The organism is Streptomyces angustmyceticus (genome assembly GCF_040701845.1).
GTDB classification, from domain to species: Bacteria; Actinomycetota; Actinomycetes; order Streptomycetales; family Streptomycetaceae; genus Streptomyces; species Streptomyces angustmyceticus_A.
The window spans coordinates 423,905-449,105 of record NZ_JBFBHQ010000005.1; the positions used below are offsets into that span (position 1 = coordinate 423,905).

Consider the following 25,201-nt stretch of genomic DNA (forward strand, 5'->3'; position numbering starts at 1 on the left):
GTCCCAGAGCTATGACAAGCGGCCAGGGCACGGAAACCCTGACGGCCCGGATGCACAAAGGTCTGCACCGGGCCCGCATCGGCGTGCGCAAGGCCGGGGTCGACTACTTCCGCGGCGAGGGCTCCGACCGCTTCGCCCTCGCCGTCCTCCTCCTCGCCATACCCGCCATCGCCGCGGGCACCCTCTGGTGGCCCGAATGGATCGCCCCGGCGGCTCTGGTCCTCCCGGTCATCGCCGGCGGCCTGCTGCTGCGCCCGGCCAACCTCCTGGTCCTGTACGGCGCGTCCGCGGCCGCCCTGGTCGTCGAGGCCGCCCTGTTCGGCCCGTACGACGAGGGACCGGACCGGATCACCCCGGGCACGGTCCTGGTCGTCGCCGCGGTCGGGCTCTTCGGCCTGCTGATCGCACAGTTCCGCAGCCGGGTCGGCGTGCCCTGGCGGCGGGGCGGCACGATGCTCTTCGACCTGCGCGAACGGATCCGCGTCCAGAGCGAACTACCGCGGCTGCCCGAGGGCTGGCACCACGAGATGGCGCTGCGCCCGGCCGGCGGGCAGTCCTTCTCCGGCGACTTCGTGGTGGCCTCCCGCACCCACGGCGGCGACATCCTCGAGGTGGTGCTGACGGACGTCTCCGGCAAGGGCATGGACGCCGCCTCCCGCGCGCTGCTGCTGTCCGGCGCCTTCGGCGGCCTGCTCGGCTCGCTGCCGCCGCACGGCTTCCTGCCCGCCGCCAACGGCTACCTGCTGCGCCAGGACTGGGACGAGGGGTTCGCGACCTCCGTCCACCTCGTCCTCGACCTGGAGTCCGGCGACTACGAACTCCTCTCCGCCGGCCACCTGCCGGCCCTCCAGCTCAGCGCCGGCAGCGGCCGCTGGGAGGAGAAGCCGGGGGAGGGGCCGCTGCTCGGCGTCTACGACGGCGCCCAGTTCGACCCGGTCAAGGGGACACTGCGGCCCGGCGACGTCCTGATGCTGTTCACCGACGGCCTGGTCGAGGCCGCCGACCGCGACATCGCCGAGGGCATCGACCGGCTGACCGGCGAGGCCGACCGCTATGTCGCCAGTGGCTTCGCCGGGGCCGCCTGGCATCTGATCGAGGCCGTCGCCAAGGACGTCAACGACGACCGCGCGCTGCTGCTGATCTGCCGGGACGCGTGACGCGGACGCCGGGTCGGGCTCTCCCGGTCCGGCCGGGAACCCGGGTTCAGGCGCGGACGCCGCGCGCTCAGGCGCCGACGCGGGCCCGCGCGGAGTCGGCCGGGTCCTTCCGGAACGCCCAGGCCATCGTCGGCTCCATCGCGAAGCGGAACACCCGGCGGACCGGCGGGGTGCACAGGGCCGTCACGACGCCCGCCGCGATCAGCGTGACCGCGACCTCCCCGAGCGGCGAGTGCAGCCACTTGTAGTCGTCGAACCAGCCCCAGAACCGCGAGCCCTTGGCCAGGAAGCCGTGCAGCAGGTAGCCGTACAGCGTCCCCGCGCCGAGCACCGTGAACCACGTCCGCCGCGTCGGGACCCAGGAGAAGAAGCAGGCCACCATCACGATCGAGCAGCCGAAGAGGGCCAGCGTCATCACCGCGCCGATCCACCAGGTGGTGCCCAGCTCCTGGGCACTGTCGCGGTGGTAGAACCACGCCGAGCTCATCCGGGGCGCCGCCCAGTAGGCCATCACCAGCGCACAGGCGAAGACCGGCAGGGACGCGATCCGCACCGCCCGCCGCTGCACCATCGCGAAGTGCTCCGGACGCAGCGCCAGTCCCAGGACGAAGAACGGCAGGAACTGCAGCACCCGCTGGAGGTCCAGATCGTCACCGATGTCCGGGGAGACGGACGCGAGGACGGCGATGGCCACCGCGAGCGGAATCGGCCAGCGCACGACCTTCCACAGCGGGGTGGTCAGCCGCCAGATGAACAGGGCCACCAGGAACCACGTCAGGAACCACGGGTCGAGGAGGCTGATGGGGTGCCCGGGGTCGTCGTCCGCCCAGCGCTTGAAGAACGCGTAGGCGGTCTCGAAGAGGACGTAGGGGACCGCGACCCCGGTGACCAGGCGCTGCAGCCGGTCCTTGCGCATGTCGAAACTGCGCGAGAAGTAGCCGGAGATGATGATGAAGGCCGGCATGTGGAAGGTGTAGACGGTCATGTAGAGCGCCTCGGCGGCGCGGCTGCCGTCGGTCAGCGGTTCCCAGGCGTGCCCCATCGCCACCAGCACGATGGCCAGGTACTTCGCGTTGTCGAAGAACGCGTTGCGGCCACCGCTCTTCGGTGCGGGTGCTGCCGTGCCCTCGGCACCGGACGGCCGGTCCGCGGACTGCGGCCGGTCGGTGCCCTCCGCCGCCCGGGCAGCGGGAAGTTCGGTTCGCGGTGTCGGGGCAGCGGGAAACATTGGAGGCACGATAGCGGCGGCCGGCGAATGCGTAAAACCACAGGGGAGGCATTCCCCTTTTTCCTCGGGTTCCGCCGCGGAGGGGCCCCCGATAAAATCCGCAATCGCCGGGGAGAACCCGGGAAACCCCTCCCCGCCACTGTCCGGTTCATGCCCGTACGTCCCCCCAAATCGGGCTGTATCCCCCGCAAACGACTCAGGGGGAATGTCCGATTCCTTGGTCTTATGTCCTCATGCTAATAAGCCTTGCTCGCACCCATCGGGGCAGTGACGGATACCACGGAAGAGAAATTCCCCCCGGCCGGAAAATGATCAGAATGTGGCCGGGAATGATCCGCGCGAATTGCCGGAGCCGCGTCAGGAAACCTGACGCCGTCTCGGACGGGCAAACCGGTATCGCGTCGCCCGGGGGAATTCGCCCGCCGGCCCGGCCCGCTCACCCCGCCCACCGGCCGCCGCCGCACAGGATCCGCCGCGGCGCGCTTAGCGCCTCCGCCCCGGCCGTCACCCTCGCGCCCCACGCGTCACCCTGCTGCGCTCCCGCAGTCCCACCGGCTGGAATCGGGCAAAGCGTTGGCCGATGATTCGTCACCGGCCTGCAGTGGGCATGGAGTTGGTGGCACGATGGTGCAGGGGGTGTGCGCGGCATGCCCCGGGCCGGTGAGGCGTTCCGACCGAGGGTGTGATCAGTGTGGCTCTTTCGCTGTCAGTGGTGCTGCTGTTGGGGATCATTCTGATCGTCCTGATCAGAGGGAAGTCGATCAAGGCGGGACCGGCATTCGTCGCCATACTGTTCGGCTTCTTCCTCGCCTCCACGGGCATGGCGCCGTCCATCAATCGGTTCCTCAACTCGATCGCGGACACCATCAACCACATCACCTTCTAGGCGGCCCCCCGCCCGGTGCCCGCCGCCCCGTGCCGGGCGCCGTACCGGGCTCAGTCGTCCGAGGCCCCTTCGCCCCCGGCCCGCGCCACCGCCTCGCGTACGGCTTCCTCGCTCCGCCCCACCAGTGCCGAACCGTCGTCCGCGGTGATGATCGGCCGCTGGATCAGCCGGGGGTGTGCCGCCAGCGCCGCGATCCACCGCTCGCGCGCGGCGTCGGTGCGCTCCCACTCCGCGAGGCCCAGCTCCTCGGCCTCGGCCTCCTGGGTCCGGGTGATGTCCCAGGGCTCCAGGCCCAGTCGCGCCAGCACGCCGCGCAGGTCCTCGGCGTCCGGCGGATCCTCCAGATACCGGCGCACGGTGTACCGGGCACCTTCTTCGTCGAGGATCTCCACGGCCGAACGGCACTTGGAGCACGCGGGATTGAGCCAGATCTCCATGCGGGACACCCTATGGGGGCCGCGGGCCCGGAGCGAAGAGGTGCGCAGGCACCCGGCGCCCCGGCCCGGAACGCGGAAAACCCCAGGCCATCCGGCCCGGGGCTTCCTCAGGAGAGCGGGCGACGGGAATCGAACCCGCGTAGCTAGTTTGGAAGACTAGGGCTCTACCATTGAGCTACGCCCGCGAGCGCCACAGGTCGCAGGACCTCGGCACGCAGTGCATCCTAGCGGGTCGCGGCGGTGTGCCGCACATCCCCTTCGCGCGGACCGTGGATCCGGCCCGTCCGCGCGAACGCGCCGCTCTCGGGGCATCCCGATAACTGGCAGCCGTAGCGCTTGCGGCCATGTACCCTACGTGTCGCACCGACGGGGTGTGGCGCAGCTTGGTAGCGCGTCCGCTTTGGGAGCGGAAGGTCGTCGGTTCGAATCCGGCCACCCCGACCAGCAGGTCAGCCCGGCAGTACGCCGCCGGGCACAACCCCGGCCCACTCGGCGGCGCCGCAGGATCGGCGGCCATTCAAGATCGCGTTGTGGGCGTCATCCTCCTTGCGGTTACTATGCAAGCTGCGTGCCCGTGTGTCTGTGTACCGGGCGTGATCGGCCGGACCCGGATCAGCCGGGACCGGTGGATCTCAAGCAGAACCCCAGAAGTCAGCCCCAAGGAGACCGAACCGTGAAGAGCGCCGTGGAGACCCTGAACCCGACTCGGGTTCGGCTCACTGTCGAGGTGCCCTTCGAGGAGCTCAAGCCCAGCCTCGACGCGGCGTACAAGAAGATCAACCAGCAGGTCACGGTGAAGGGCTTCCGCCAGGGCAAGATCCCGGCCCGGGTCATCGACCAGCGGTTCGGCCGTGGCGCCGTGCTGGAGGAGGCCGTCAACGACGCGCTCCCGAAGTTCTACACCGAGGCGGTCAACGAGGGTGAGCTGAACGTCCTCGGCCAGCCCGAGGTCGACATCACCGAGCTGAAGGACGGCGAGCTGCTGGCCTTCACCGCCGAGGTCGACATCCGCCCCGCCCTCGAGATCCCGGACTACTCCGGCATCGAGGTCGAGGTCGACGCCGTGGAGGTGTCGGACGAGGACGTCGACAAGTCCGTCGAGCAGCTGCGTGAGCGCTTCGCGACGACCAGCCCGGTCGAGCGCGCGGCCCAGGACGGCGACGTCCTGACGCTGAACCTCGAGGCCAAGGTGGACGGCGAGGTCCTGGAGGACGGCGTCGCCCAGGGCGTCACCTACACCGTCGGCTCCGGCGAGCTCCTCGACGGCATCGACGAGGCCGTCACCGGCGTGGAGGCCGGCAACAGCGCGACCTTCACCTCCGAGCTCAAGGGCGGTTCCGCCGAGGGCAAGGAGGCCGAGGTCACCGTCGAGGTCACCGAGGTCAAGTCCCGCGAACTGCCCGAGCTGGACGACGACTTCGCCCAGCTGGCGAGCGAGTTCGACACCTTCGAGGAGCTCAAGGCGGACAGCCGCAAGCGCCTCGCGCAGATGAAGAAGTACGACCAGGCCACCCAGGCGCAGGAGAAGGTCCTGGACGAGCTGCTCAAGCTCGTCGAGGTGCCGATGCCGGAGAAGCTGCTCGCGGACGAGATCCAGACCCGCAAGCACAACCTGGAGAACCACCAGCTCGCGCAGATGGGCCTCGACCTCGCGAAGTACCTGGAGATCCAGGGCAAGAGCGAGGAGGAGTTCGACGCCGAGACCAAGGAGCAGGCCGAGAAGGGCATCAAGACCCAGTTCATCCTGGACGAGCTGGTCAACAAGGAGAAGCTGAACGTCAGCCAGGAGGAGCTCACCGAGCACCTCATGCGCCGCGCGCAGTCCTCCGGCATGTCCCCCGACCAGTTCGCCCAGGCCGTCGTCGAGGGCGGCCAGGTGCCGATGCTCGTCGGTGAGGTCGCCCGCGGCAAGGCCCTCGCGGTCGTCGTCGAGGCCGCCACGGTCAAGGACAGCAACGGCGAGGTCGTCGACCTCGACGACGAGGACGAGACCGCCGAGACCGTCGAGGCCGGCGCCGAGGGCACCGAGGAGCAGCCCGAGGCCTGATCCCCGGCCGCCGCGCGCCGGCAGGCAGTACTCCGGCCACGGGCCCGAACACGCACGTCCGCGTGTTCGGGCCCGCGGTCGTACCGCCCCGTGAGCCTGCGCTCACAGCGAACAGTTATCGATGCGGGATGGCGTTGTCCGACCTGCGCGTTAGGGTCCGTAGATACGAGGGCAGGGGAGTCCCTGAAACCGCGCCGGGCCCACACGCGGCGCCGCCTCCCCACGCCCCAGCAGACGACGCTGAGACGGCCTGGAGCCGTCCGACAACGAGCAGGTGGACACGTGACGATCCCGATGCCTTCCGCCGCCGCTGAGCCGACCTTCGGTGGCCTCGGCGACCAGGTCTACAACCGGCTGCTCGGCGAGCGGATCATCTTCCTCGGCCAGCCGGTCGACGACGACATCGCCAACAAGATCACCGCGCAGCTGCTTCTCCTCGCCGCGGACCCGGACAAGGACATCTTCCTCTACATCAACTCCCCGGGCGGCTCGATCTCGGCCGGGTTGGCGATCTACGACACCATGCAGTACATCAAGAACGACGTGGTGACGATCGCGATGGGCCTCGCCGCCTCCATGGGACAGTTCCTGCTGAGCGCCGGCACCCCCGGCAAGCGCTTCGCGCTGCCGAACGCCGAGATCCTCATCCACCAGCCCTCCGCGGGCCTGGCCGGCTCCGCGTCGGACATCAAGATCCACGCCGAGCGGCTGCTGCACACCAAGAAGCGGATGGCGGAGCTGACGGCGTTCCACACCGGTCAGACCGTCGAGCGGATCACCCAGGACTCGGACCGCGACCGCTGGTTCTCCGCCGATGAGGCCAAGGAGTACGGCCTGATCGACGACGTGATGACCTCCGCCGCCGGCGTTCCGGGCGGGGGCGGCACGGGGGCCTGAGCCCCGTACCACTCGCCCTACAGCCCCCAGCCCACTTGATCGCCACCAGGACGGTGAACACCACGATGAACAACTACCCCGGCAGCGGCCTCTCGCAGGGCGCGGAGTCCGAGTTTTCCGGCCCGCGCGCCGAGTCCCGCTACATCGTCCCGCGCTTCGTCGAGCGCACCTCGCAGGGCGTGCGCGAGTACGACCCGTACGCGAAGCTGTTCGAGGAGCGCGTGATCTTCCTCGGCGTGCAGATCGACGACGCCTCGGCCAACGACGTCATGGCGCAGCTGCTGTGCCTGGAGTCGATGGACCCGGACCGGGACATCTCGATCTACATCAACAGCCCGGGCGGCTCCTTCACGGCGCTCACGGCCATCTACGACACGATGCAGTTCGTGAAGCCGGACATCCAGACGGTCTGCATGGGCCAGGCGGCCTCCGCCGCGGCCGTGCTGCTCGCCGCCGGCACCCCCGGCAAGCGGATGGCGCTGCCCAACGCCCGTGTGCTGATCCACCAGCCCTACAGCGAGACCGGCCGCGGCCAGGTCTCCGACCTGGAGATCGCCGCCAACGAGATCCTGCGGATGCGTTCGCAGCTGGAGGACCTGCTGGCCAAGCACTCCTCCACCCCGGTCGAGAAGATCCGTGACGACATCGAGCGTGACAAGATCCTGACCGCCGAGGAGTCGCTGGCGTACGGTCTGGTCGACCAGATCGTCTCGACTCGCAAGTCGTCCGTCTCGATCGGCTGACGATCTTCGCGAAGTGAGCCGGAGCGTTGCCCCCTTGGACCGGATTCGGAACGAGTGAACCGAGTCGGTCCAAGGGGGGCCCGTACGGGGGGCCCGGCAAGGTACCGTCGATAGGCAAGCACCCGGGTCCGCGGAGCAATGCGGATCCCAGGCGAAGGGGAAGCACCTCGTGGCACGCATCGGTGACGGCGGCGACCTGCTCAAGTGCTCATTCTGCGGAAAGAGTCAGAAGCAGGTGAAGAAGCTCATCGCGGGACCTGGTGTGTACATCTGCGACGAGTGCATCGACCTCTGCAACGAAATCATCGAGGAGGAGCTCGCCGAGACCTCCGAGGTGCGGTGGGAGGAGCTCCCCAAGCCGAGGGAGATCTACGAGTTCCTGAACGGCTATGTCGTCGGCCAGGATCCCGCCAAGAAGGCGCTCTCGGTGGCCGTCTACAACCACTACAAGCGGGTGCAGGCGGGCGAGAACGGCCCCGGCCGCGGCGACGAGGGCATCGAGCTCGCCAAGTCCAACATCCTGCTGCTCGGCCCCACCGGCTCCGGCAAGACGCTGCTCGCGCAGACCCTCGCCCGGATGCTGAACGTCCCCTTCGCCTTCGCCGACGCCACGGCGCTGACGGAGGCCGGCTACGTCGGCGAGGACGTCGAGAACATCCTCCTCAAGCTGATCCAGGCCGCGGACTTCGACATCAAGAAGGCCGAGACCGGCATCATCTACATCGACGAGATCGACAAGGTCGCCCGGAAGAGCGAAAACCCGTCGATCACCCGTGATGTCTCCGGCGAGGGCGTCCAGCAGGCGCTGCTGAAGATCCTGGAGGGCACCACCGCCTCCGTGCCGCCCCAGGGCGGCCGCAAGCACCCGCACCAGGAATTCATCCAGATCGACACCACCAACGTCCTCTTCATCGTCGGCGGTGCCTTCGCCGGCCTGGAGAAGATCATCGAGGCCCGGTCCGGCGCCAAGGGCATCGGCTTCGGCGCCACGATCCGCTCCAAGCGCGAGATCGAGTCCAAGGACCAGCTCCAGGACGTCATGCCGGAGGACCTGGTGAAGTTCGGGATGATCCCGGAGTTCATCGGCCGCCTGCCCGTCCTCACCTCGGTCCACAACCTCGACCGCGAGGCCCTGCTGCAGATCCTGGTCGAGCCGCGCAACGCGCTCGTCAAGCAGTACAAGCGCCTCTTCGAACTCGACGGTGTCGAGCTGGACTTCGACCGCCCGGCCCTGGAGGCCATCGCCGACCAGGCGATCCTGCGCGGCACCGGCGCCCGTGGTCTGCGCGCCATCATGGAGGAGGTCCTCCAGGCGGTGATGTACGAGATCCCGTCCCGCAAGGACGTCGCCCGCGTCGTCATCACCGAGGACGTCGTCCACTCGAACGTGAACCCGACCCTGGTCCCGCGCAACCGCGGCGAGTCGGGAGAGCCGCAGGAAAAGAGCGCGTAGGCGCCCGGTACGCAGGACGAGAGCCGCCCGGCAGCGATCGCTGCCGGGCGGCTCTCGTGGTTTTCGAGGGAGAAGCGGTTCAGTTGAGGCCCAGCTCGCAGGCCTTGTCGGCGTGCTCGGGCTTGACCCGGATTGCCGTCAGCATTCCTGCGCAGATGCCGACATTCGCATGCCGCGTCGTCCAGTCGCCGGTGCCCGCGAGGCTGCACGCGCTCCGCACATTGGGCCCCACCTTGTACCTGGCCTCGGCCAGGAACGACGTGCACTGCTTGGTGGTGGCCTGGGCCGGTGCAGTCGCCACGATCGGAAGCGCACCCGCCACCATCAGTACTCCAGTTGCCGCGGCCAGGCGTCGCATCGTGTTGCGCATGGTAATCCCCCCTAGTTGTTGATCTTTCGGCTGAAGGAAGCTATCAGCCGCCGAACCCTCCCTTTCGGCTATGCGCAGAGTTTTGGCCAATGCCCTGCCAGGCGTGCGCTCTCTTGGCTCTCGGCAAAAAAGACGCTCGACGAGGCAACCTCATCGAGCGTCTTGAAGCTTCAAGAACCGGAACGGGAGCGCTACTTCTCCTTGCGGACCTCGTTGCGGATCTTTGCGGTCTTCTCCGAGAGCTGTTCGGCGGTGGCGGCCTGGGCCGACGGGGCGCTCGGAGAGGGGATCGCCTGGTTCAGCACCACGCCCACCGCGCTGGAGTCGCCCCAGATGCAGACGCTCATCCCGCCGGAGGCGGTGATGGTCCCGGCGGTGAAGGAGACCTTGTAGGCCTTGCACTTCATGACCTCGCCGTCGAAGCCCTCGGGCGAGTACGCGGTGACCGGGGTGACCGTCTCGACCTTGGCCTTGGACTCGCTCTGCTTCTGGCTCTCGTCGAGCTTGGCGAACATCTTGTCCACGGCCCCGGACGGGTCCGCGATGTTGCCGTAGACGCCGCCGACGCTGAGCTTGTCCGTCTTGGACTTCTGGTAGCTCGCGTTGACGGAGGTGCCGTTGGTGATGCCCATCGCCTTGGCTTCCTTGTCGTCGGCGAGGGGCTTGGAACCGCCGGCCCCGCCGTCGGCCGCCTTGGTGTACTCACCGCTCAGCAGGCTGTCCGGCAGCGAGATCGTGTACGGCTTCACATCCCCGCCCGAGCCGAAGGCGAAGTACGCGCCGACGCCGATCGCGGCGACGACCGCGACCGCGCCGATGATGAGGCCGATCTTCTTGCCGTTGCCGCCGGACTCCGGGGCGCCCTGGGGGATCGTGCCGTAGGGGGTCTGCTGGCCGCCGTAGGGAGCCTGCTGGCCGTAGCCGGGCTGGGCGCCCTGCTGGGGGTAGCCGTAGCCCTGCGCGGGGGCCTGCTGCGGGTAGCCGTAGCCCTGTTGCTGTCCAGGCGCCTGGCCGCCCTGCTGCGGGTAGCCGTAACCCGGCTGCGGGGCCTGCGGCTGCTGCGGCTGGCCGTACGGGCCGGGCTGCGGCTGCTGCGGCTGGCCGTACGGGCCGGGAGGCGGCTGGTTGAAGCTCATGGAGCGGTTCCCCTCGTGACAACTGGAGCCAGTTGAGTGCTGCGTGATGTTTATACGCTCCCGACATCCTGTACGACGCCGCCGACAGTCGTGGCCCCGGGGGCGAAACCGATTCGAAGCTGCTACATCCGCGCCCGTACACTGTGCGTCGTGACCGAGAACACTCAGCAGAGCAACCACAGCGCCCCCGAACTGCCGACTCAGTACACGCCGGCCGATGTAGAGGGGCCGCTGTACGAGCGCTGGGTAGAGCGGGGTTACTTCGAGGCGGACGAGAAGAGCGACAAGCCGCCGTACACCGTCGTCATCCCGCCGCCGAACGTCACCGGCTCCCTGCACCTGGGGCACGCCTTCGAGCACACGCTGATCGACGCGCTCACCCGCCGCAAGCGCATGCAGGGCCACGAGACGCTCTGGCAGCCGGGCATGGACCACGCCGGTATCGCGACCCAGAACGTCGTCGAGCGCGAGCTCGCGAAGGAGGGCGTCTCCCGGCACGACCTGGGCCGTGAGGCGTTCGTCGAGCGGGTCTGGCAGTGGAAGAACGAGTCCGGTGGCCAGATCTCGGGCCAGATGCGGCGCCTGGGCGACGGCGTCGCCTGGTCCCGTGAGCGCTTCACCATGGACGAGGGCCTGTCCAAGGCCGTCCAGACGATCTTCAAGCGGCTCTACGACGACGAGTTGATCTACCGCGCCGAGCGCATCATCAACTGGTGCCCGCGCTGTCTGACCGCCATCTCGGACATCGAGGTCGAGTACCAGGACGACGACGGCGAGCTCGTCTCGATCCGGTACGGCGATGTGGAAGGGGCGGAGCAGAGCGACTCCACCGAGGGCGGTGGCGGGCGACGGGCGGGCGCCTCCATCGTCGTGGCGACGACGCGGGCCGAGACGATGCTCGGCGACACCGCGGTCGCCGTCCACCCCGAGGACGAGCGCTACGCCCATCTCATCGGCACCGAGATCGAGTTGCCGCTGACCGGCCGCCGGATCCCGGTCGTCGCCGACGAGCACGTCGACCCGGAGTTCGGCACCGGCGCGGTCAAGGTCACCCCGGCCCACGACCCCAACGACTTCGAGATCGGCCGCCGGCACGACCTGCCGAACCTCGCGGTGCTCGACGAGCGCGGCGTGATCACGGCGCACGGCCCCTTCCAGGGCCTGGACCGCTTCGAGGCCCGCTCCGCGATCGTCGGCGCGCTGCGCGCCGAGGGCCGGATCGTCGCCGAGAAGCGCCCCTACACCCACTCCGTCGGGCACTGCTCGCGCTGCAAGACCACCATCGAGCCGCGGCTGTCGATGCAGTGGTGGGTCAAGGTCGGCCCGCTGGCGAAGGCCGCGGGCGACGCGGTCCGCGACGGCAGGGTCGCGATCCACCCCAAGGAGATGGAGTCCCGCTACTTCGGCTGGGTCGACAACCTCCACGACTGGTGCATCTCGCGGCAGCTGTGGTGGGGCCACCGCATCCCCGTCTGGTACGGCCCGAACGGCGAGGTCGTCTGCGTCGGACCGGACGACGAGGCGCCCACCGGCGAGGGCTGGACGCAGGACACCGACGTCCTGGACACCTGGTTCTCCTCCGGGCTGTGGCCGTTCTCCACGCTCGGCTGGCCCGAGCAGACCCCCAGCGTCGGGAAGTTCTACCCGAACTCCGTCCTGGTCACCGGCTACGACATCCTCTTCTTCTGGGTCGCCCGGATGATGATGTTCGGGCTGTACGCGATGGACGGCACCCCGCCGTTCCACACCATCGCGCTGCACGGCATGGTCCGCGACCAGTTCGGCAAGAAGATGTCGAAGTCCTTCGGCAACGCGGTCAACCCGCTGGACTGGATGGACGCGTACGGCTCCGACGCCGTCCGGTTCACGCTGGCCCGCGGGGCCAACCCCGGAGTCGACGTCCCGATCGGTGAGGACTGGGTCCAGGGCTCCCGGAACTTCGCCAACAAGATCTGGAATGCCACCCGCTTCGCGCTGATGAACGGCGCGACGGTGGAGGGCGACCTCCCGCCCGCCGAGCAGCTGTCGGCGGCCGACCGGTGGATCCTGTCCCGGCTGAACTCGGTCGTCGCCGAGGTCGACGCGCACTACGACGACTACCAGTTCGCGAAGCTGTCGGACACCCTCTTCCACTTCGCGTGGGACGAGGTCTTCGACTGGTACGTCGAGCTGTCCAAGACGACGTTCATGGCGGGCGGCCCGGCCGCCGAGGTCTCGCGCCGGGTGCTGGGCGAGGTCCTGGACGTCACGCTGCGGCTGCTGCACCCGATCGTCCCGTTCGTCACCGAGACCCTGTGGACGACGCTGACCGGCGGTGAGTCGGTCGTGATCGCCGACTGGCCGAAGGATTCCGGCTTCCGGGACGCGGCGGCCGAGCGGGAGATCGAGACCGTCCAGCAGGTCGTGACCGAGGTCCGCCGCTTCCGCTCCGACCAGGGGCTGCAGCCGGGCCAGAAGGTCCCCGCCCAGCTGGAGCTGACCGGTACGGCGCTGGCGCCCCACGAGGCCGCGATGCGCTCGCTGCTGCGGCTGCAGCCGGCCGGTGAGGGCTTCAGCGCCACCGCGTCGCTGCCGGTCGCGGGTGCCAAGGTCGCGCTGGACCTGTCCGGCACCATCGACGTCGAGGCCGAGCGCAAGCGGCTGACGAAGGACCTGGGCGCCGCCGAGAAGGAGAAGGCGCAGGCCACCGCCAAGCTCGGCAACGAGGCGTTCCTCGCCAAGGCGCCGGAGAAGGTCGTGGACAAGATCCGCGGCCGGCTGGAGGCCGCGGAGGCGGACATCGTCCGGATCACCGCGCAGCTGGCGGCCCTGCCCACGGCGTAGCCGCGGGCCCCGGGCCGTCCCCGGGACCGTCATGCGCAGGCCCCTCGTCCTCACGGGCGGGGGGCCTGCGCCGTCCCTGCCCCCGCCGTCCCCGTTCGCGCACCGGCCAGAGCAGCACGTACGCCGTCGAGACCGCCACGAACGCCAGGCGGATCAGGCCGCGGGCGGCGTCGTCGGGCACGGCGAAGACGCTGCCGTAGAGGATCAGCAGGGCCAGCCAGCTCCACCAGGGGACCAGGCGGCGCTGGCCGATGACGTCCCACAGCAGGGTGCCGAGCAGTACGGACGCGGTGTAGTACGTGTAGACGCTGGGGTCGAGGACGATGCGGGCGTTGGCGCCCAGCAGCACCACCGCCGCCCAGCGCCCCCGCCACACGGCGATCGCGCCCAGCGCCAGGCCGAGGGCGGCCTGGGCGGGGCGGTCCCAGGAGGGGGTCTCGGGGTCGCCGACGCCCAGCCAGCGCAGGGCCGACGCCGGATGGTTGGGGATGGCGAACTTCGCCGCGGCGAAGGACTGCGGGTCGCCGAGGAAGAACGGGAGCCAGGCGACGGCGACCAGGCCCGCGCACCACAGTCCGGCGCGCAGCCACTTCTCTCTCGGCAGTGCCGGCAATAGCGGGACGAAGGCCAGCGCGGTGGGCTTGGAATCCATCGCCAGGGCCAGGCAGACGCCGGTGAGGGCGGCGTTGCCGCGGGTGAGGGCGCGTACCGCGAGGGCGGTGAAGAACAGCGCCAGGACGTCGTCGAGATGCCCGAAGCGGACCGCGACCTCGGTCCACATCGGGATGAAGGCCAGTCCGGCGATCAGTACGCGCTGCCGCAGCCGCTGGTGGTTGGTGCCGGTGCCCAGGAAGTGGTGGGCGGCGCTGCGGCCCGCCAGCACCACGATGACCAGGCCGAGCAGTGACATCAGGGCCGCGGCCAGGAACTGCCCGGTGGCCTCCGGGAAGGGGTTGAACAGGCCGGCGGTCAGGAAGCTGAGCGGGCCCATCTGGAGCTCGGGGTGGTGTGCGTAGAGGTTCAGCCCGCCGGAGCCGTCGCCCGCGTCGCCCTGGTAGATCAGCTCGCCGCCGGTGCGCAGGTAGTGCCAGGAGAAGCCGCCGTGCGGCTCGACGACGACGAACCACAGCACCGTCCAGGCGGTGAGCAGTATCAGATGCGTCTGCTGACCGATCGCCGGCACCGTCCTCAGCTCCTGCCGTCCCGCGCCCTGCCTCGTGGTGATCACCGGGGGACACCACAGCCCGCCGTCGAAGAGGGCGAAAGACGGCAGGAAGTTGTCCCGGGACGGCGGATCCGTCCGTTCTCATCGCTCTCTCATGTGGCCGAGGCACGGTGGACCGGAATGCCGGACTTCCGGCAGCACCGCACGCCCCCCCCCCCCACCGAGGAGCCGCGCCCCCATGAACAAGCCCCTGCGCCGGGCCGCGATCTTCTGCCTGGCCCTGATCGCCGCGCTGATGGGCTGGGCCACCTGGATCCAGGGCGCAAAGGCCGGTGACTACAAGGAGGACCCGCACAATCCGCGGGTGGCGATCGGCAAGTACGCGGCGCCGCTGGGCAACATCCTCGTCGGCGGGGAACCCGTGACCGGCTCCGCCGCCACCGACTCCACGCTCAAGTACAAGCGGACCTACAAGGACGGCGCGCTCTACGCGCCGGTCACCGGCTTCACCTCGCAGATCTACGGCAGCAACCAGCTGGAGAGCCTCTACGGCGACCTCCTCGACGGCTCCGACAGCCGGCTGCAGAGCCCCGCCGACGCGCTGACCCGCACCCGGGCCAAGGGCGGCGACGTGGCCACCACCATCGACCCCGCGGTCCAGAAGGCCGGCTACCGGGCGCTGGCAGGCAAGAAGGGCGCCGCCGTCGCCATGGACCCGGCCACGGGCCGCATCCTGGGCATGGTCAGCACCCCGTCGTACGACCCGGGGAAGTTCTCTGGGTCCGCCGGGGCCGACCAGAAGGCCTGGAAGAAGCTGTCCGGTGACGCGGAGCACCCCGAGGTCAACCGGGCGCTGCGGCAGCCGCTGCCGCCCGGCTCCACCTTCAAGCTGGTGGTCGCCGCTGCCGCGCTGGAGAACGGCCTGTACTCCTCGGTGGACGAGCCCACCGACAGCCCCGACCCGTACACGCTCCCGCACACCCGCACCAAGCTCACCAACGAGAACCGCGCCGCACCCTGCAAGGACGCGGACATCCGCACCGCGCTCCAGTACTCCTGCAACACCGTCTTCGCGAAGATGGCCGTCGACCTGGGCAAGGACAAGGTGAAGGCGCAGGCCGAGAAGTTCGGCTTCAACGACGACAAGGTGGACACCCCCGTGCGGGCCGGCAAGAGCGTCTACCCCTCCGACATGGACGAGGCACAGACCGCGCTGTCCGGCATCGGCCAGTTCGACGACCAGGCGACCCCGCTGCAGATGGCGATGGTCTCCGCGGCCATCGCGAACGGCGGCGAGCTCAAGGCCCCGCAGATGGTCGACAAGCTGACCGACGGCGGCGGCAACACCGTCCAGGACTTCGGGCCGAGGACGTACCGCGACGGCCGGACCATGTCGGCGCGTACGGCACAGCAGCTGCAGTCGGCGATGCAGACGGTCGTGGACAAGGGCACCGGGTCCGGCGCGAAGATCGGCGGACTGACCGTCGGCGGCAAGACGGGCACCGCCCAGCACGGCGTCGACAACAGCGGTACGCCCTACGCCTGGTTCGTCTCGTACGCCGAGGACGGCAAGGGACACCGGGTGGCGGTGGCCGTGATGGTCGAGGACGGGCACGCCGCCCGCAACGAGGTCTCCGGCAACGGCCTGGCGGCCCCGACCGCGCGGGCCATGATGAAGGCGGCACTGGGGTAGGGGGCGGCTCCGGCGGACGGCGCGCTCCGTGGGGACGGCCGCGCCGGCCGGGCCCCCGGGCGCGGGCGGCGACCCGGGAGGGGCAGCGCAGCGCACCGCTGTCACACGTGCCTCGTAGACTGGTCGGCGTGAGCGAGCGCCCCCAGAACGACGACCCCGACCCGAACGAAGCCTTCGACGAACTGGTCGAGGCGGAGACCGACCGTGACCCGGATCTTGCGGTGATCGAGGCCGGCAGCCGGACCCTGCGCGCCCAGGCCGGGCCGCCGCAGGGGGACGGGATTCCCGCCCGGCCGGCCGATCCCGAGGTCGACCGTGCGCTGCGCGCCGTCGAGGACGAGCTGGCCGGCCGCTGGGGCGAGACCAAGCTCGACCCGTCGGTGCAGCGCATCGCGGCGCTGCTGGACATCCTCGGCGAACCCCAGCGCGCCTACCCGTCCATCCACATCACCGGCACCAACGGCAAGACCAGCACCGCCCGCATGATCGAGGCACTGCTGTCCGCCTTCGACCTGCGCACCGGCCGCTACACCAGCCCGCACGTCCAGTCGATCACCGAGCGGATCAGCCTGGACGCCGCCCCGATCTCCGCCGAGCGCTTCATCGAGACGTACCGGGACATCGCCCCGTACATCGAGATGATCGACGCCCAGCAGGAGCACCGCCTGTCGTTCTTCGAGGTGCTCACGGCCATGGCGTACGCCGCCTTCGCCGACAGCCCCGTGGACGTCGCGGTCGTCGAGGTCGGCATGGGCGGCACCTGGGACGCGACGAACGTCATCGACGGCGATGTCGCCGTGGTCACCCCGATCTCGCTGGACCACACCGACCGGCTGGGGGAGACACCCGAGCAGATCGCCGGCGAGAAGTCCGGGATCATCAAGAAGGACGCCACGGTCGTGCTGGCCCAGCAGCCGGTGGACGCGGCGTCGGTGATGCTCAAGCGCGCGGTCGAGGTGGACGCCACGGTCGCCCGTGAGGGCATGGAGTTCGGCGTGCTCAGCCGCGAGGTCGCGGTCGGCGGGCAGATGCTGACCCTGCGCGGGCTGGGCGGCGAGTACCCCGAGATCTTCCTGCCGCTGTACGGCGCCCACCAGGCGCACAACGCCGCGGTGGCGCTCGCCGCGGTCGAGGCGTTCTTCGGCGTCGGCTCGGACCACGCCCGCACCCTGGACATCGACACCATCCGCTCCGCGTTCGCCGCCGTCAGCTCGCCCGGCCGGATGGAGGTCGTGCGGCGCAGCCCGACGGTCGTGCTGGACGCGGCGCACAACCCCGCGGGCGCGCGGGCGGCGGCCGAGGCGGTCACCGAGGCGTTCGGCTTCAGCCGGCTGGTGGGCGTCGTCGGGGCCAGCGGGGACAAGGACGTCCGCGGCTTCCTGGAGGCGTTCGAGCCGATCTTCGCCGAGGTCGTGGTGACACGTAATTCCAGCCATCGTGCGATGGACCCGGACGAGCTGGCGGCCGTCGCCGTCGAGGTCTTCGGCGCCGAGCGGGTCCAGGTCGAGCCGCGGCTGGACGACGCCCTGGAGGCGGCGATCACCCTCGCCGAGGAAGAGGGCGAGTTCTCCGGAGCGGGTGTCCTGGTGACCGGCTCGGTGATCACGGTCGGCGAGGCCCGGCTGCTGATGGGGAGGGGCTGACCATGCGCACGCTGTGTGCCAGCACCCTGATAGGCGAATTCTTCGTGATCGGCTTCGCCGGTCTGGTCGCGATGCAGATGACCGACCTGCCGGCGGCCACGGTCTGGACGGTCAGCGGCGTCGCGATGCTGCTGAGCCTCGCGCTGTGCGGGATGCTGACCCGTCCGGGTGGCGTCCAGCTCGGCTGGGTGCTGCAGATCGCCCTGATCGCCAGCGGTTTCGTGGTGCCGACGATGTTCTTCCTGGGCGTGGTCTTCGCGGCCCTGTGGTGGGCCTCGGTCCACTTCGGCCGCAAGATCGACGAGGCGAAGGCCCGTTGGGCGGCGCAGGCCGAGGCGTCGGGCGAGGCGGCTTAGGGAGTGTCCGCGCGGCCCCCGGACGGCCCGTGCCCGGAGACCGGGGGCGGGGCCGCTCACGGCCCGGTCACCCATGTAGCCTCAGTTCACCCGCTGACCGTTGTTCATATCCAGGGAGTTTCTCCGTGAGCCAGCGCACCCTCGTCCTTCTCAAGCCCGACGCCGTCACGCGCGGCCTGATCGGCGAGATCATCGGCCGTATCGAGCGGAAGGCCGGCTGGACGATCAGCGCGCTGGAGCTGCGCAGCCTGGACCGTGCCCTTCTGGAGCAGCACTACGCCGAGCACGTCGGCAAGCCGTTCTACGAGCCGCTGGTCGCTTTCATGTCCTCCGGTCCGGTGGTCTCGATGGTCGTCGAGGGCGAGCGGGTGATCGAGGGCGTGCGGATGCTCGCCGGTCCGACTGACCCGATTGCCGCACCGGGTGGGTCCATTCGTGGGGACTTCGGAACGATCACCCGGGAGAATCTGATCCATGCGTCGGATTCCGAAGAGTCCGCCGAGCGCGAGATCAAGATTTTCTTTCCCGGCATTTCCTGACGAGTCATCAGCTGTGCACCCCTCGTGACCAGGGGCGACCGACAAAATCATCGGTCGCCCTTTGGTGTATACGACACGATCGGGGGAACGCATCACCGCGACACGACGTCACCATTAAGGGGGGCGGGTGCGTGTACGGCTGACAATGGCGGAACAGCCTCCCGACGTGTTCGAGTGGGCGCACTACGAACTACGATGGAGGCTTCCGCGCCGCACAGCGCATCACCTCCTGCCGACCTCCAGTAAGCATTCGCTCCAGTTGGGAAGGCCAGACGTATCCTCATGGGGAACAACATGTCGTTCATCGGCCGTGACATGGCTGTCGACCTCGGGACCGCCAACACGCTGGTGTACGTCAGGGGCCGCGGCATCGTCCTCAACGAGCCGTCGGTCGTGGCCATCAACACCAACACCGGCGGCATTCTCGCGGTGGGTGCTGAGGCGAAGAAGATGATCGGGCGCACGCCCGGCAACATCGTCGCCGTACGGCCCCTGAAAGACGGCGTGATCGCCGATTTCGAGATCACCGAGCGGATGCTCCGCTACTTCATCCTCAAGATCCACAAGCGGCGCTACCTGGCCCGCCCGCGGGTCGTCGTGTGTGTCCCCTCCGGCATCACCGGAGTGGAGCGCCGCGCGGTCATCGAGGCCTCCACCCAGGCCGGCGCGCGCCAGGTCCACATCATCGAGGAACCGATGGCCGCGGCGATCGGCTCCGGCCTGCCGGTCCACGAGGCCACCGGCAACATGGTCGTGGACATCGGCGGCGGCACGACCGAGGTCGCGGTCATCTCGCTCGGCGGCATCGTCACCGCGCAGTCCATCCGGGTGGCCGGCGACGAGCTCGACAACGCGATCATCCAGCACATCAAGAAGGAGTACAGCCTTCTGCTGGGCGAGCGCACCGCCGAGAGCATCAAGATCACCATCGGCTCGGCGTACGACCTCGAACAGGACGAGCACACCGAGATCCGCGGCCGTGACCTGGTCTCCGGCCTGCCGAAGACCGTCGTCATCTCGGCCGCCGAGGTCCGCAAGGCCATCGAGGAGCCGGTCAACTCGATTGTCGACGCGGTCAAGACGACGCTCGACAAGTGCCCGCCGGAGCTGTCCGGTGACGTCATGGACCGCGGCATCGTGCTCACCGGAGGCGGCGCCCTGCTCCGCGGCCTCGACGAGCGGCTGCGCCGCGAGACCGGTATGCCCATCCACATCGCCGAGGACCCGCTCGACTCCGTCGCGCTCGGTTCCGGCAAGTGCGTCGAGGAGTTCGAGGCGCTCCAGCAGGTCCTCGACTCCCAGCCGCGCAGGTAGCACGGCCCGGGTCCCGGTCCGCGCCGCGGCCGTCGAACGGCGTCCGCGGCGCCCGGGAACCCCGGCGCCGGTGACCGGGTCCGTCCGGCCGCTGGTATACAGGCACAACACCCCGACAGACACGGTGCACTGACGCTCCACCATCCGGCACCGTCATACAGGCACAACGCTCAACTCCCGAACGAGACCGGCGGGGCCCGCAGCCGGCCGGTCCTACGAGGAAGGACACGGCCGCCGCACGTGAGGGACACACGAGAGAGCCGGCTGCTGCTGGTGCTGCTGGTCGCGATCGCGTTCGCGCTGATCACGGTCGATATCCGCGGCGGCGAACAGTCCCCGCTCGATGGTGCCCGGCAAGTCGCCGCCTCCGCCTTCGGCCCGGTCGAGAGCGGCGTCGCCCGCGTCGTCAATCCGGTCGGCAACGCCATCGGCGCCGTGCGGGACTCCGGCAGCCGGCACGACCGGATCAGCAGGCTGGAGCACCAGAACGAGGCGCTGAAGGCCAAGCTCGGCTCCTCCGACCGGAACCGCAGCCGGGCCGCCGAGCTCGACAAGATCCTCAAGATCGCGGGCACCGGCCAGTACGGCATCAAGGGCGCCCAGGTCATCGCCATCGGCTCGGCCCAGGGCTTTTCCTGGACCATCACCATCGACGCCGGCCGCCGGGACGGCATCGCCCGTGACATGACCGTGCTCAACGGCGACGGTCTGGTCGGCCGGGTCACCACCGTCGGCGCCGACACCTCCACCGTCCTGCTCGCCGCCGACCCCGACTTCACCGTCGGCACCCGCATGGAGAAGACCAACGAGATCGGCTTCGCCAACGGGCAGGGCGTCCGCTCGCTGCGCGTCCAGCTCCTCAACGGCAAGGCCAACATCAGGCGGGGCGACCGCCTGGTCACCTTCGGCTCCAGCCGGGACAAGCCGTTCGTGCCCGGCGTGCCCGTGGGCAGGGTCGTCAGGGTCGAGCCGTCCAACGGCGACCTGACCCGCAACCTCCAGGTGCGGCCCTTCGTGTCCTTCTCCCAGCTCGACATCGTCGGCGTGGTCGTCGCGCCGCCCCGCGAGGACCCGCGCGACACCGTGCTGCCGCCCGCCCCCGCGAAGCCCAAGCCGACGCCGACGGTCACCGTCACGGCCACCCCCTCCGCGAGCGCCTCTCCCAGGAGCTGACCGATGCGCATCAACCGGATCCTGCTCTCGGCCCCGCTGGTGGTCGTCGCCCTCGTCATCCAGGTCACCATGCTCGCCAGACTCCAGCTTCCCGGTGCGGTACCGGATCTGCTGCTGCTCGTCGTGCTCGGTCTGGCGCTGGTCTACGGCCATGTCGGCGGCGCCCTGGTCGGCTTCTTCGCCGGTCTGCTGGCCGACCTCGCCCCGCCCTCCGACCACGCCATCGGCCGCTATGCGCTGGTGCTCTGCGTCATCGGCTACGCCGCGGGGCTGACCAAGCCGGACTCCGGCCAGCACCGTTCGGCGACGCTGCCGCTGATCGTCGTCCTCGGCGCGGCCGTCGGCTCCACGCTGATGTACGCCGGCGTCGGCGCGCTGGTCGGCGACACCGCCGCCCGGCACGTCGGCATCGTCGGGCTGCTGCTCAGCGCCACCCTCTACGACCTGCTGCTGGCCCCGTTCACGGTGCCGTTGGTGATGGCGCTGGCGCGCAGAACCGAGGGCGATCTGCTGTCCGGCGACGGTTCGAGCAGTACCAGCGGGGCGGGCGGCAGCCGGGACGCGGGCTACGGCTGGCTCACCACCGGTACCGGCCTCAAGGCCAGCCGAGGCGCCATGAAGTCCCTGCGCACGGGGACGGGCATCGGCAGCCAGCGCGGCAGTCTGCTCGGCAAGTCGGCCCGCGACAAGGTGGGCCGCATCAAGGGGGTCAAGCGACTGTGACGCCCTCCCCTCTCCCGACCACCACCTCTCGTGGAGGCGCTGCGCGCCATGAGTAATCTCCCGGAAACCCGGACCTCCCGGGTCGGCGTCCGGCTCATCGCGATCCAGATCCTGGTCTTCTCCCTGCTGCTGACCCTCGGCGGGCGGTTGTGGTATCTGCAGATCCGCAACGGCCAGGAGTACGCCACGGAGGCGAAGAACAACCACGTCCAGCAGGTCATCGAGCCCGCCACCCGCGGCTCCATCCTCGATGCGCGCGGGGTGCCGCTGGCCGACAACCAGACCCGTCTGGTCGTCTCCGCGAGCCGCACCGAGCTGCTGAAGATGAAGGACGACGGCAAGGCCGTGCTCGGCCGGCTGGCCAAGGTGCTCGGCCTGTCCGAGAAGGAGATCCGCAACAAGGTCCGGCTGTGCGACTCCAAGACGCCGCAGCCCTGCTGGAACGGCTCGCCGTACCAGCCGATCCCGATCACCGACGAGGCCACCACCCAGCAGGCCCTCCAGATCCGGGAGCGTTCCGAGGACTTCCCCGGCATCAGCGCCGAGCCCACCGCCGTGCGCCGCTACGCCGAGCCCGGCAACGCCAACACCGCCCAGGTGCTCGGCTACCTCTCGCCGGTGACCGACGAGGAGATCAACAAGGCCAAGAACACCAGCTCGCCCTTCCTGCGCTCCGACCAGATCGGCCGGTCCGGTCTGGAGCGGACGTACGACCGCTACCTGCGCGGCAAGGCCGCCGTCACCCGCTACGAGGTCGACAACCTCGGCCGGGTCATCGGCCGGGCCGCCAGCGAGAAGGGCCAGGGCGGCGCGAGCGTCGTCACCAGCATCGACGCGAGGGTCCAGGCCATAGCGGAGAAGCAGCTCGAGCAGGCCATGAAGGACGCCCGCAAGGTGCACGACAAGAACACCGGCACCAACTACAAGGCCGACTCGGGCGCCGTGGTCGTGATGGAGGCCAAGACCGGCCGGGTGGTGGCGATGGCCTCCAACCCCACCTACGACCCCAACGCCTGGGTCGGCGGCATCTCCGGCAAGGACTACGCCCACCTCACCGGCAAGGACTCCAACTACCCGCTGCTCAACCGCGCCATCCAGGGGCAGGCCGCCCCCGGCTCGATCTTCAAGGTCATCTCGACCACGGCGGCGATCAACGCGGGCTACGACTTCAACGGCCACTACCCCTGCACCAGCTCGTACAGCATCGGCGGCCAGGTCTTCAAGAACTTCGAGGGCGAGGGCCACGGCGACATCAGCCTGGGCCGGGCGCTGGAGGTCTCCTGCGACACCGTCTTCTACCGGCTCTCGCACGACGAGTGGAAGAAGGACGGCGGCGACAAGCCCAAGAAGAACCCCAACGACTGGTTCTACCGCACCGCCCACCAGTTCGGCCTGGGCAAGGAGACCGGCATCGACCTCCCCAACGAGGTCACCGGCCGGGTCCCCGACCGCAAGTGGAAGACCGACTTCTGGAAGGCCAACAAGGCCGGCTGGTGCGAGCAGGCCAAGGCCTGGCCCAAGAAGAAGGACTTCGGCACCAAGCTCGCCCGTGAGGGCTGCCTCGAAGGCATGAAGCTGCACGCCTACGACTCCATCAACTACGCGATCGGGCAGGGCGACACCCTCGTCACCCCGATCCAGATGGCGACCATCTACGGCGCGATCGCCAACGGCGGCACCCTCTACAACCCGACCGTCGGCAAGGCGGTCGTCAGCCCCGACGGCAAGCGGGTGCAGCAGATCAAGCCCACGTCCCACGGCAAGCTGCCCGACAGCCCCAAGACGCTCCGGCAGATCGACTCCGCGCTGGCCGGTGTGGCCACCCGCGGTACCGCCGCCTGGCGCTTCCAGGGCTGGCCGCAGGACAAGATTCCGATGCACGCCAAGACCGGCACGGCCGAGGTCTACGGCAAGCAGACCACCTCGTGGTTCGCGACGTACACCAAGGACTACACGATCGTCATGACGATCGCTCAGGGTGGTACCGGCTCCGGCGCCTCCGGCCCGGCGGTGCGCAACATCTACAACGCCCTGTACGGAGTCGACGAGAAGGGAGGGATCAACCCGAAGGCCGCCCTGCTGCCGAAGCCCCAGGGCTCGCTCCCCAAGATCGAGGGTGACGGGACCATCCAGGCTCAGCCCATCAAGCCGTACGTCCTGCCGTCGCCGTCCGCATCGGAGAGCCCACAGTGACGACCAGCCATACCTCCCGGGCGTTCTCGATCCGGCGCTACACCCCCGAGCTCGGCACCTGGGGCAAGCTGACGGCGCGCGATTCGGTGCTGCGCAAGCTGGACTGGATACTGCTGCTGTCCTGCCTGGTGCTCTCGCTGATCGGCTCGATGCTGGTCTTCTCCGCCACCCGCAACCGCACCGAGCTCAACCACGGCGACGAGTACTACTACTTCCTGCACCACCTGTTGAACCTCGGGATCGGCTTGGCGCTGACGGCCGGCACGATCTGGCTCGGGCACCGCACGCTCCGCGGCGCGGTCCCGATCCTCTACGGCCTGTCGGTCGTGCTGGCGCTGCTGGTGCTGACGCCGCTGGGCGCCACCATCAACGGCTCGCGCTCCTGGCTGGCGATCCCCGGCGGCTTCTCGCTGCAGCCCGCCGAGTTCGCGAAGATCACCATCACGCTCGGCATGGCCATGATCCTGGCGTCCCGGGTCGACGCGGGCGACCGCCCGAACCCCGGCCACCGGACCGTCGTCCAGGCGCTCGCGCTGGCCGCCGTCCCGGTCGCCGTGATCATGCTGATGCCGGACCTCGGCTCGGTGATGGTGCTCGGCGCCGTCATCCTGGGCGTCCTGCTCTCCTCCGGCGCCTCCAACCGCTGGATCCTCGGGCTGGTCGGGACCGGCGTCGTGGGCTGTGTGGCGATCTGGCAGCTCGGTCTGCTGGACGCCTACCAGATCGCCCGCTTCGCGGCGTTCGCCAACCCGAGCCTCGACCCGGCCGGTGTCGGCTACAACACCAACCAGGCCCGGATCGCGATCGGCGGCGGCGGACTGACCGGCTCCGGCCTCTTCCACGGCAGCCAGACCACCGGCCAGTTCGTCCCCGAACAGCAGACGGACTTCATCTTCACCGTCGCCGGTGAGGAGCTCGGCTTCCTGGGGGCGGGCCTGATCATCGTGCTGCTCGGCGTCGTGATGTGGCGGGCCTGCCGGATCGCGCGCGAGTCGACCGAGCTCTACGGCACGATCGTCGCCGCCGGCATCATCGCGTGGTTCGCCTTCCAGTCCTTCGAGAACATCGGGATGACGCTGGGCATCATGCCCGTCACCGGCCTCCCCCTGCCGTTCGTCTCCTACGGCGGCACGTCCATGTTCGCGGTCTGGATCGCGATCGGGCTGCTCCAGTCGATCCGCGTCCAGCGCCCCCTGTCGGCCTCCCGCTGACGCCGGTTCCCCGC

Annotated in this window: 21 protein-coding genes and 2 tRNA genes; 17 read left to right on the top strand and 6 right to left on the bottom strand. The window is 69.6% G+C overall.

Annotated features, from left to right (window positions below):
• Positions 1-11 precede the first annotated feature (11 nt).
• On the top strand, positions 12-1,157 hold the full coding sequence (locus tag AB0411_RS15020) for a PP2C family protein-serine/threonine phosphatase (protein WP_366417703.1): 1,146 nt from the start codon (positions 12-14) through the stop codon (positions 1,155-1,157).
• A 67-nt stretch (positions 1,158-1,224) separates the two neighbouring features.
• On the opposite strand, the gene AB0411_RS15025 is transcribed toward AB0411_RS15020, so the two are convergent.
• On the bottom strand, positions 1,225-2,385 hold the full coding sequence (locus AB0411_RS15025; RefSeq protein WP_366417704.1) for an acyltransferase family protein: 1,161 nt from the start codon (positions 2,383-2,385) through the stop codon (positions 1,225-1,227).
• A 691-nt stretch (positions 2,386-3,076) separates the two neighbouring features.
• Here AB0411_RS15025 and AB0411_RS15030 point away from each other — a divergent pair.
• On the top strand, positions 3,077-3,271 hold the full coding sequence (locus tag AB0411_RS15030) for a hypothetical protein (protein WP_030082107.1): 195 nt from the start codon (positions 3,077-3,079) through the stop codon (positions 3,269-3,271).
• Positions 3,272-3,321: 50 nt separating this feature from the next.
• Here AB0411_RS15030 and AB0411_RS15035 read toward each other — a convergent pair whose 3' ends face one another.
• Positions 3,322-3,708 (bottom strand): arsenate reductase family protein, encoded by a 387-nt coding sequence (locus AB0411_RS15035; RefSeq protein ID WP_366417705.1) that lies wholly within the window; start codon positions 3,706-3,708, stop codon positions 3,322-3,324.
• 114 nt (positions 3,709-3,822) lie between these two features.
• Positions 3,823-3,893, bottom strand: a tRNA-Gly gene (locus tag AB0411_RS15040).
• A gap of 182 nt (positions 3,894-4,075) precedes the next feature.
• Between AB0411_RS15040 and AB0411_RS15045 the strand changes: the two genes are divergently transcribed.
• From AB0411_RS15045 to clpX, 5 genes are all read left to right on the top strand, one after another.
• A tRNA-Pro gene (locus tag AB0411_RS15045) sits at positions 4,076-4,152 on the top strand.
• Between the two features lie 229 nt (positions 4,153-4,381).
• Positions 4,382-5,755, top strand: coding sequence for a trigger factor (gene tig / locus AB0411_RS15050; protein ID WP_366417706.1), 1,374 nt, complete (start codon positions 4,382-4,384; stop codon positions 5,753-5,755).
• A gap of 294 nt (positions 5,756-6,049) precedes the next feature.
• Positions 6,050-6,652, top strand: coding sequence for an ATP-dependent Clp protease proteolytic subunit (locus AB0411_RS15055; protein WP_030283915.1), 603 nt, complete (start codon positions 6,050-6,052; stop codon positions 6,650-6,652).
• A gap of 65 nt (positions 6,653-6,717) precedes the next feature.
• On the top strand, positions 6,718-7,395 hold the full coding sequence (locus AB0411_RS15060) for an ATP-dependent Clp protease proteolytic subunit (protein ID WP_088802049.1): 678 nt from the start codon (positions 6,718-6,720) through the stop codon (positions 7,393-7,395).
• A 169-nt stretch (positions 7,396-7,564) separates the two neighbouring features.
• The gene (clpX, locus tag AB0411_RS15065) at positions 7,565-8,848 is read left to right on the top strand and encodes an ATP-dependent Clp protease ATP-binding subunit ClpX (protein ID WP_006605628.1); all 1,284 of its coding nucleotides are present in this window, start codon (positions 7,565-7,567) and stop codon (positions 8,846-8,848) included.
• A gap of 79 nt (positions 8,849-8,927) precedes the next feature.
• On the opposite strand, the gene AB0411_RS15070 is transcribed toward clpX, so the two are convergent.
• Both AB0411_RS15070 and AB0411_RS15075 read right to left on the bottom strand, forming a co-directional pair.
• Positions 8,928-9,149 carry a hypothetical protein gene (locus AB0411_RS15070; protein WP_366417708.1) on the bottom strand — a complete coding sequence of 74 codons (222 nt, stop codon included), beginning with the start codon at positions 9,147-9,149 and terminating at the stop codon, positions 8,928-8,930.
• A 260-nt stretch (positions 9,150-9,409) separates the two neighbouring features.
• Positions 9,410-10,354, bottom strand: coding sequence for a hypothetical protein (locus AB0411_RS15075; protein WP_366417709.1), 945 nt, complete (start codon positions 10,352-10,354; stop codon positions 9,410-9,412).
• A 150-nt stretch (positions 10,355-10,504) separates the two neighbouring features.
• On the opposite strand from AB0411_RS15075, the gene AB0411_RS15080 reads away from it, so the two are divergent.
• Positions 10,505-13,177 carry a valine--tRNA ligase gene (locus AB0411_RS15080; RefSeq protein WP_366417710.1) on the top strand — a complete coding sequence of 891 codons (2,673 nt, stop codon included), beginning with the start codon at positions 10,505-10,507 and terminating at the stop codon, positions 13,175-13,177.
• Here AB0411_RS15080 and AB0411_RS15085 read toward each other — a convergent pair.
• Positions 13,143-14,360, bottom strand: coding sequence for a hypothetical protein (locus AB0411_RS15085; protein ID WP_366417819.1), 1,218 nt, complete (start codon positions 14,358-14,360; stop codon positions 13,143-13,145). The genes AB0411_RS15080 and AB0411_RS15085 overlap by 35 nt on opposite strands.
• Before the next feature lie 220 nt (positions 14,361-14,580).
• Here AB0411_RS15085 and AB0411_RS15090 point away from each other — a divergent pair, with 220 nt between their 5' ends.
• The 9 genes from AB0411_RS15090 to rodA all read left to right on the top strand — a co-directional run bounded on the left by AB0411_RS15090 (position 14,581) and on the right by rodA (position 25,187).
• Positions 14,581-16,035 (top strand): peptidoglycan D,D-transpeptidase FtsI family protein, encoded by a 1,455-nt coding sequence (locus tag AB0411_RS15090; protein WP_366417711.1) that lies wholly within the window; start codon positions 14,581-14,583, stop codon positions 16,033-16,035.
• A gap of 128 nt (positions 16,036-16,163) precedes the next feature.
• Positions 16,164-17,678 (top strand): bifunctional tetrahydrofolate synthase/dihydrofolate synthase, encoded by a 1,515-nt coding sequence (folC, locus tag AB0411_RS15095; RefSeq protein WP_366417712.1) that lies wholly within the window; start codon positions 16,164-16,166, stop codon positions 17,676-17,678.
• 2 nt (positions 17,679-17,680) lie between these two features.
• The gene (locus tag AB0411_RS15100) at positions 17,681-18,034 is read left to right on the top strand and encodes a DUF4233 domain-containing protein (RefSeq protein WP_366417713.1); all 354 of its coding nucleotides are present in this window, start codon (positions 17,681-17,683) and stop codon (positions 18,032-18,034) included.
• 125 nt (positions 18,035-18,159) lie between these two features.
• Complete coding sequence (ndk, locus tag AB0411_RS15105; RefSeq protein WP_159480864.1) at positions 18,160-18,573, top strand: nucleoside-diphosphate kinase; 414 nt, start codon at positions 18,160-18,162, stop codon at positions 18,571-18,573.
• 294 nt (positions 18,574-18,867) lie between these two features.
• Entirely contained in the window at positions 18,868-19,887 is a 1,020-nt protein-coding gene (locus AB0411_RS15110; RefSeq protein WP_003985182.1) for a rod shape-determining protein, read from the top strand.
• A 240-nt stretch (positions 19,888-20,127) separates the two neighbouring features.
• Positions 20,128-21,060, top strand: a complete 933-nt coding sequence (gene mreC, locus AB0411_RS15115; protein ID WP_366417714.1) for a rod shape-determining protein MreC — start codon at positions 20,128-20,130, stop codon at positions 21,058-21,060.
• A gap of 3 nt (positions 21,061-21,063) precedes the next feature.
• Positions 21,064-21,783, top strand: coding sequence for a rod shape-determining protein MreD (gene mreD / locus AB0411_RS15120; protein WP_366417715.1), 720 nt, complete (start codon positions 21,064-21,066; stop codon positions 21,781-21,783).
• 48 nt (positions 21,784-21,831) lie between these two features.
• Positions 21,832-23,976 carry a penicillin-binding protein 2 gene (mrdA, locus tag AB0411_RS15125; protein WP_366417716.1) on the top strand — a complete coding sequence of 715 codons (2,145 nt, stop codon included), beginning with the start codon at positions 21,832-21,834 and terminating at the stop codon, positions 23,974-23,976.
• Between the two features lie 29 nt (positions 23,977-24,005).
• The gene (gene rodA / locus AB0411_RS15130) at positions 24,006-25,187 is read left to right on the top strand and encodes a rod shape-determining protein RodA (protein ID WP_366417821.1); all 1,182 of its coding nucleotides are present in this window, start codon (positions 24,006-24,008) and stop codon (positions 25,185-25,187) included.
• Positions 25,188-25,201 lie beyond the last annotated feature (14 nt).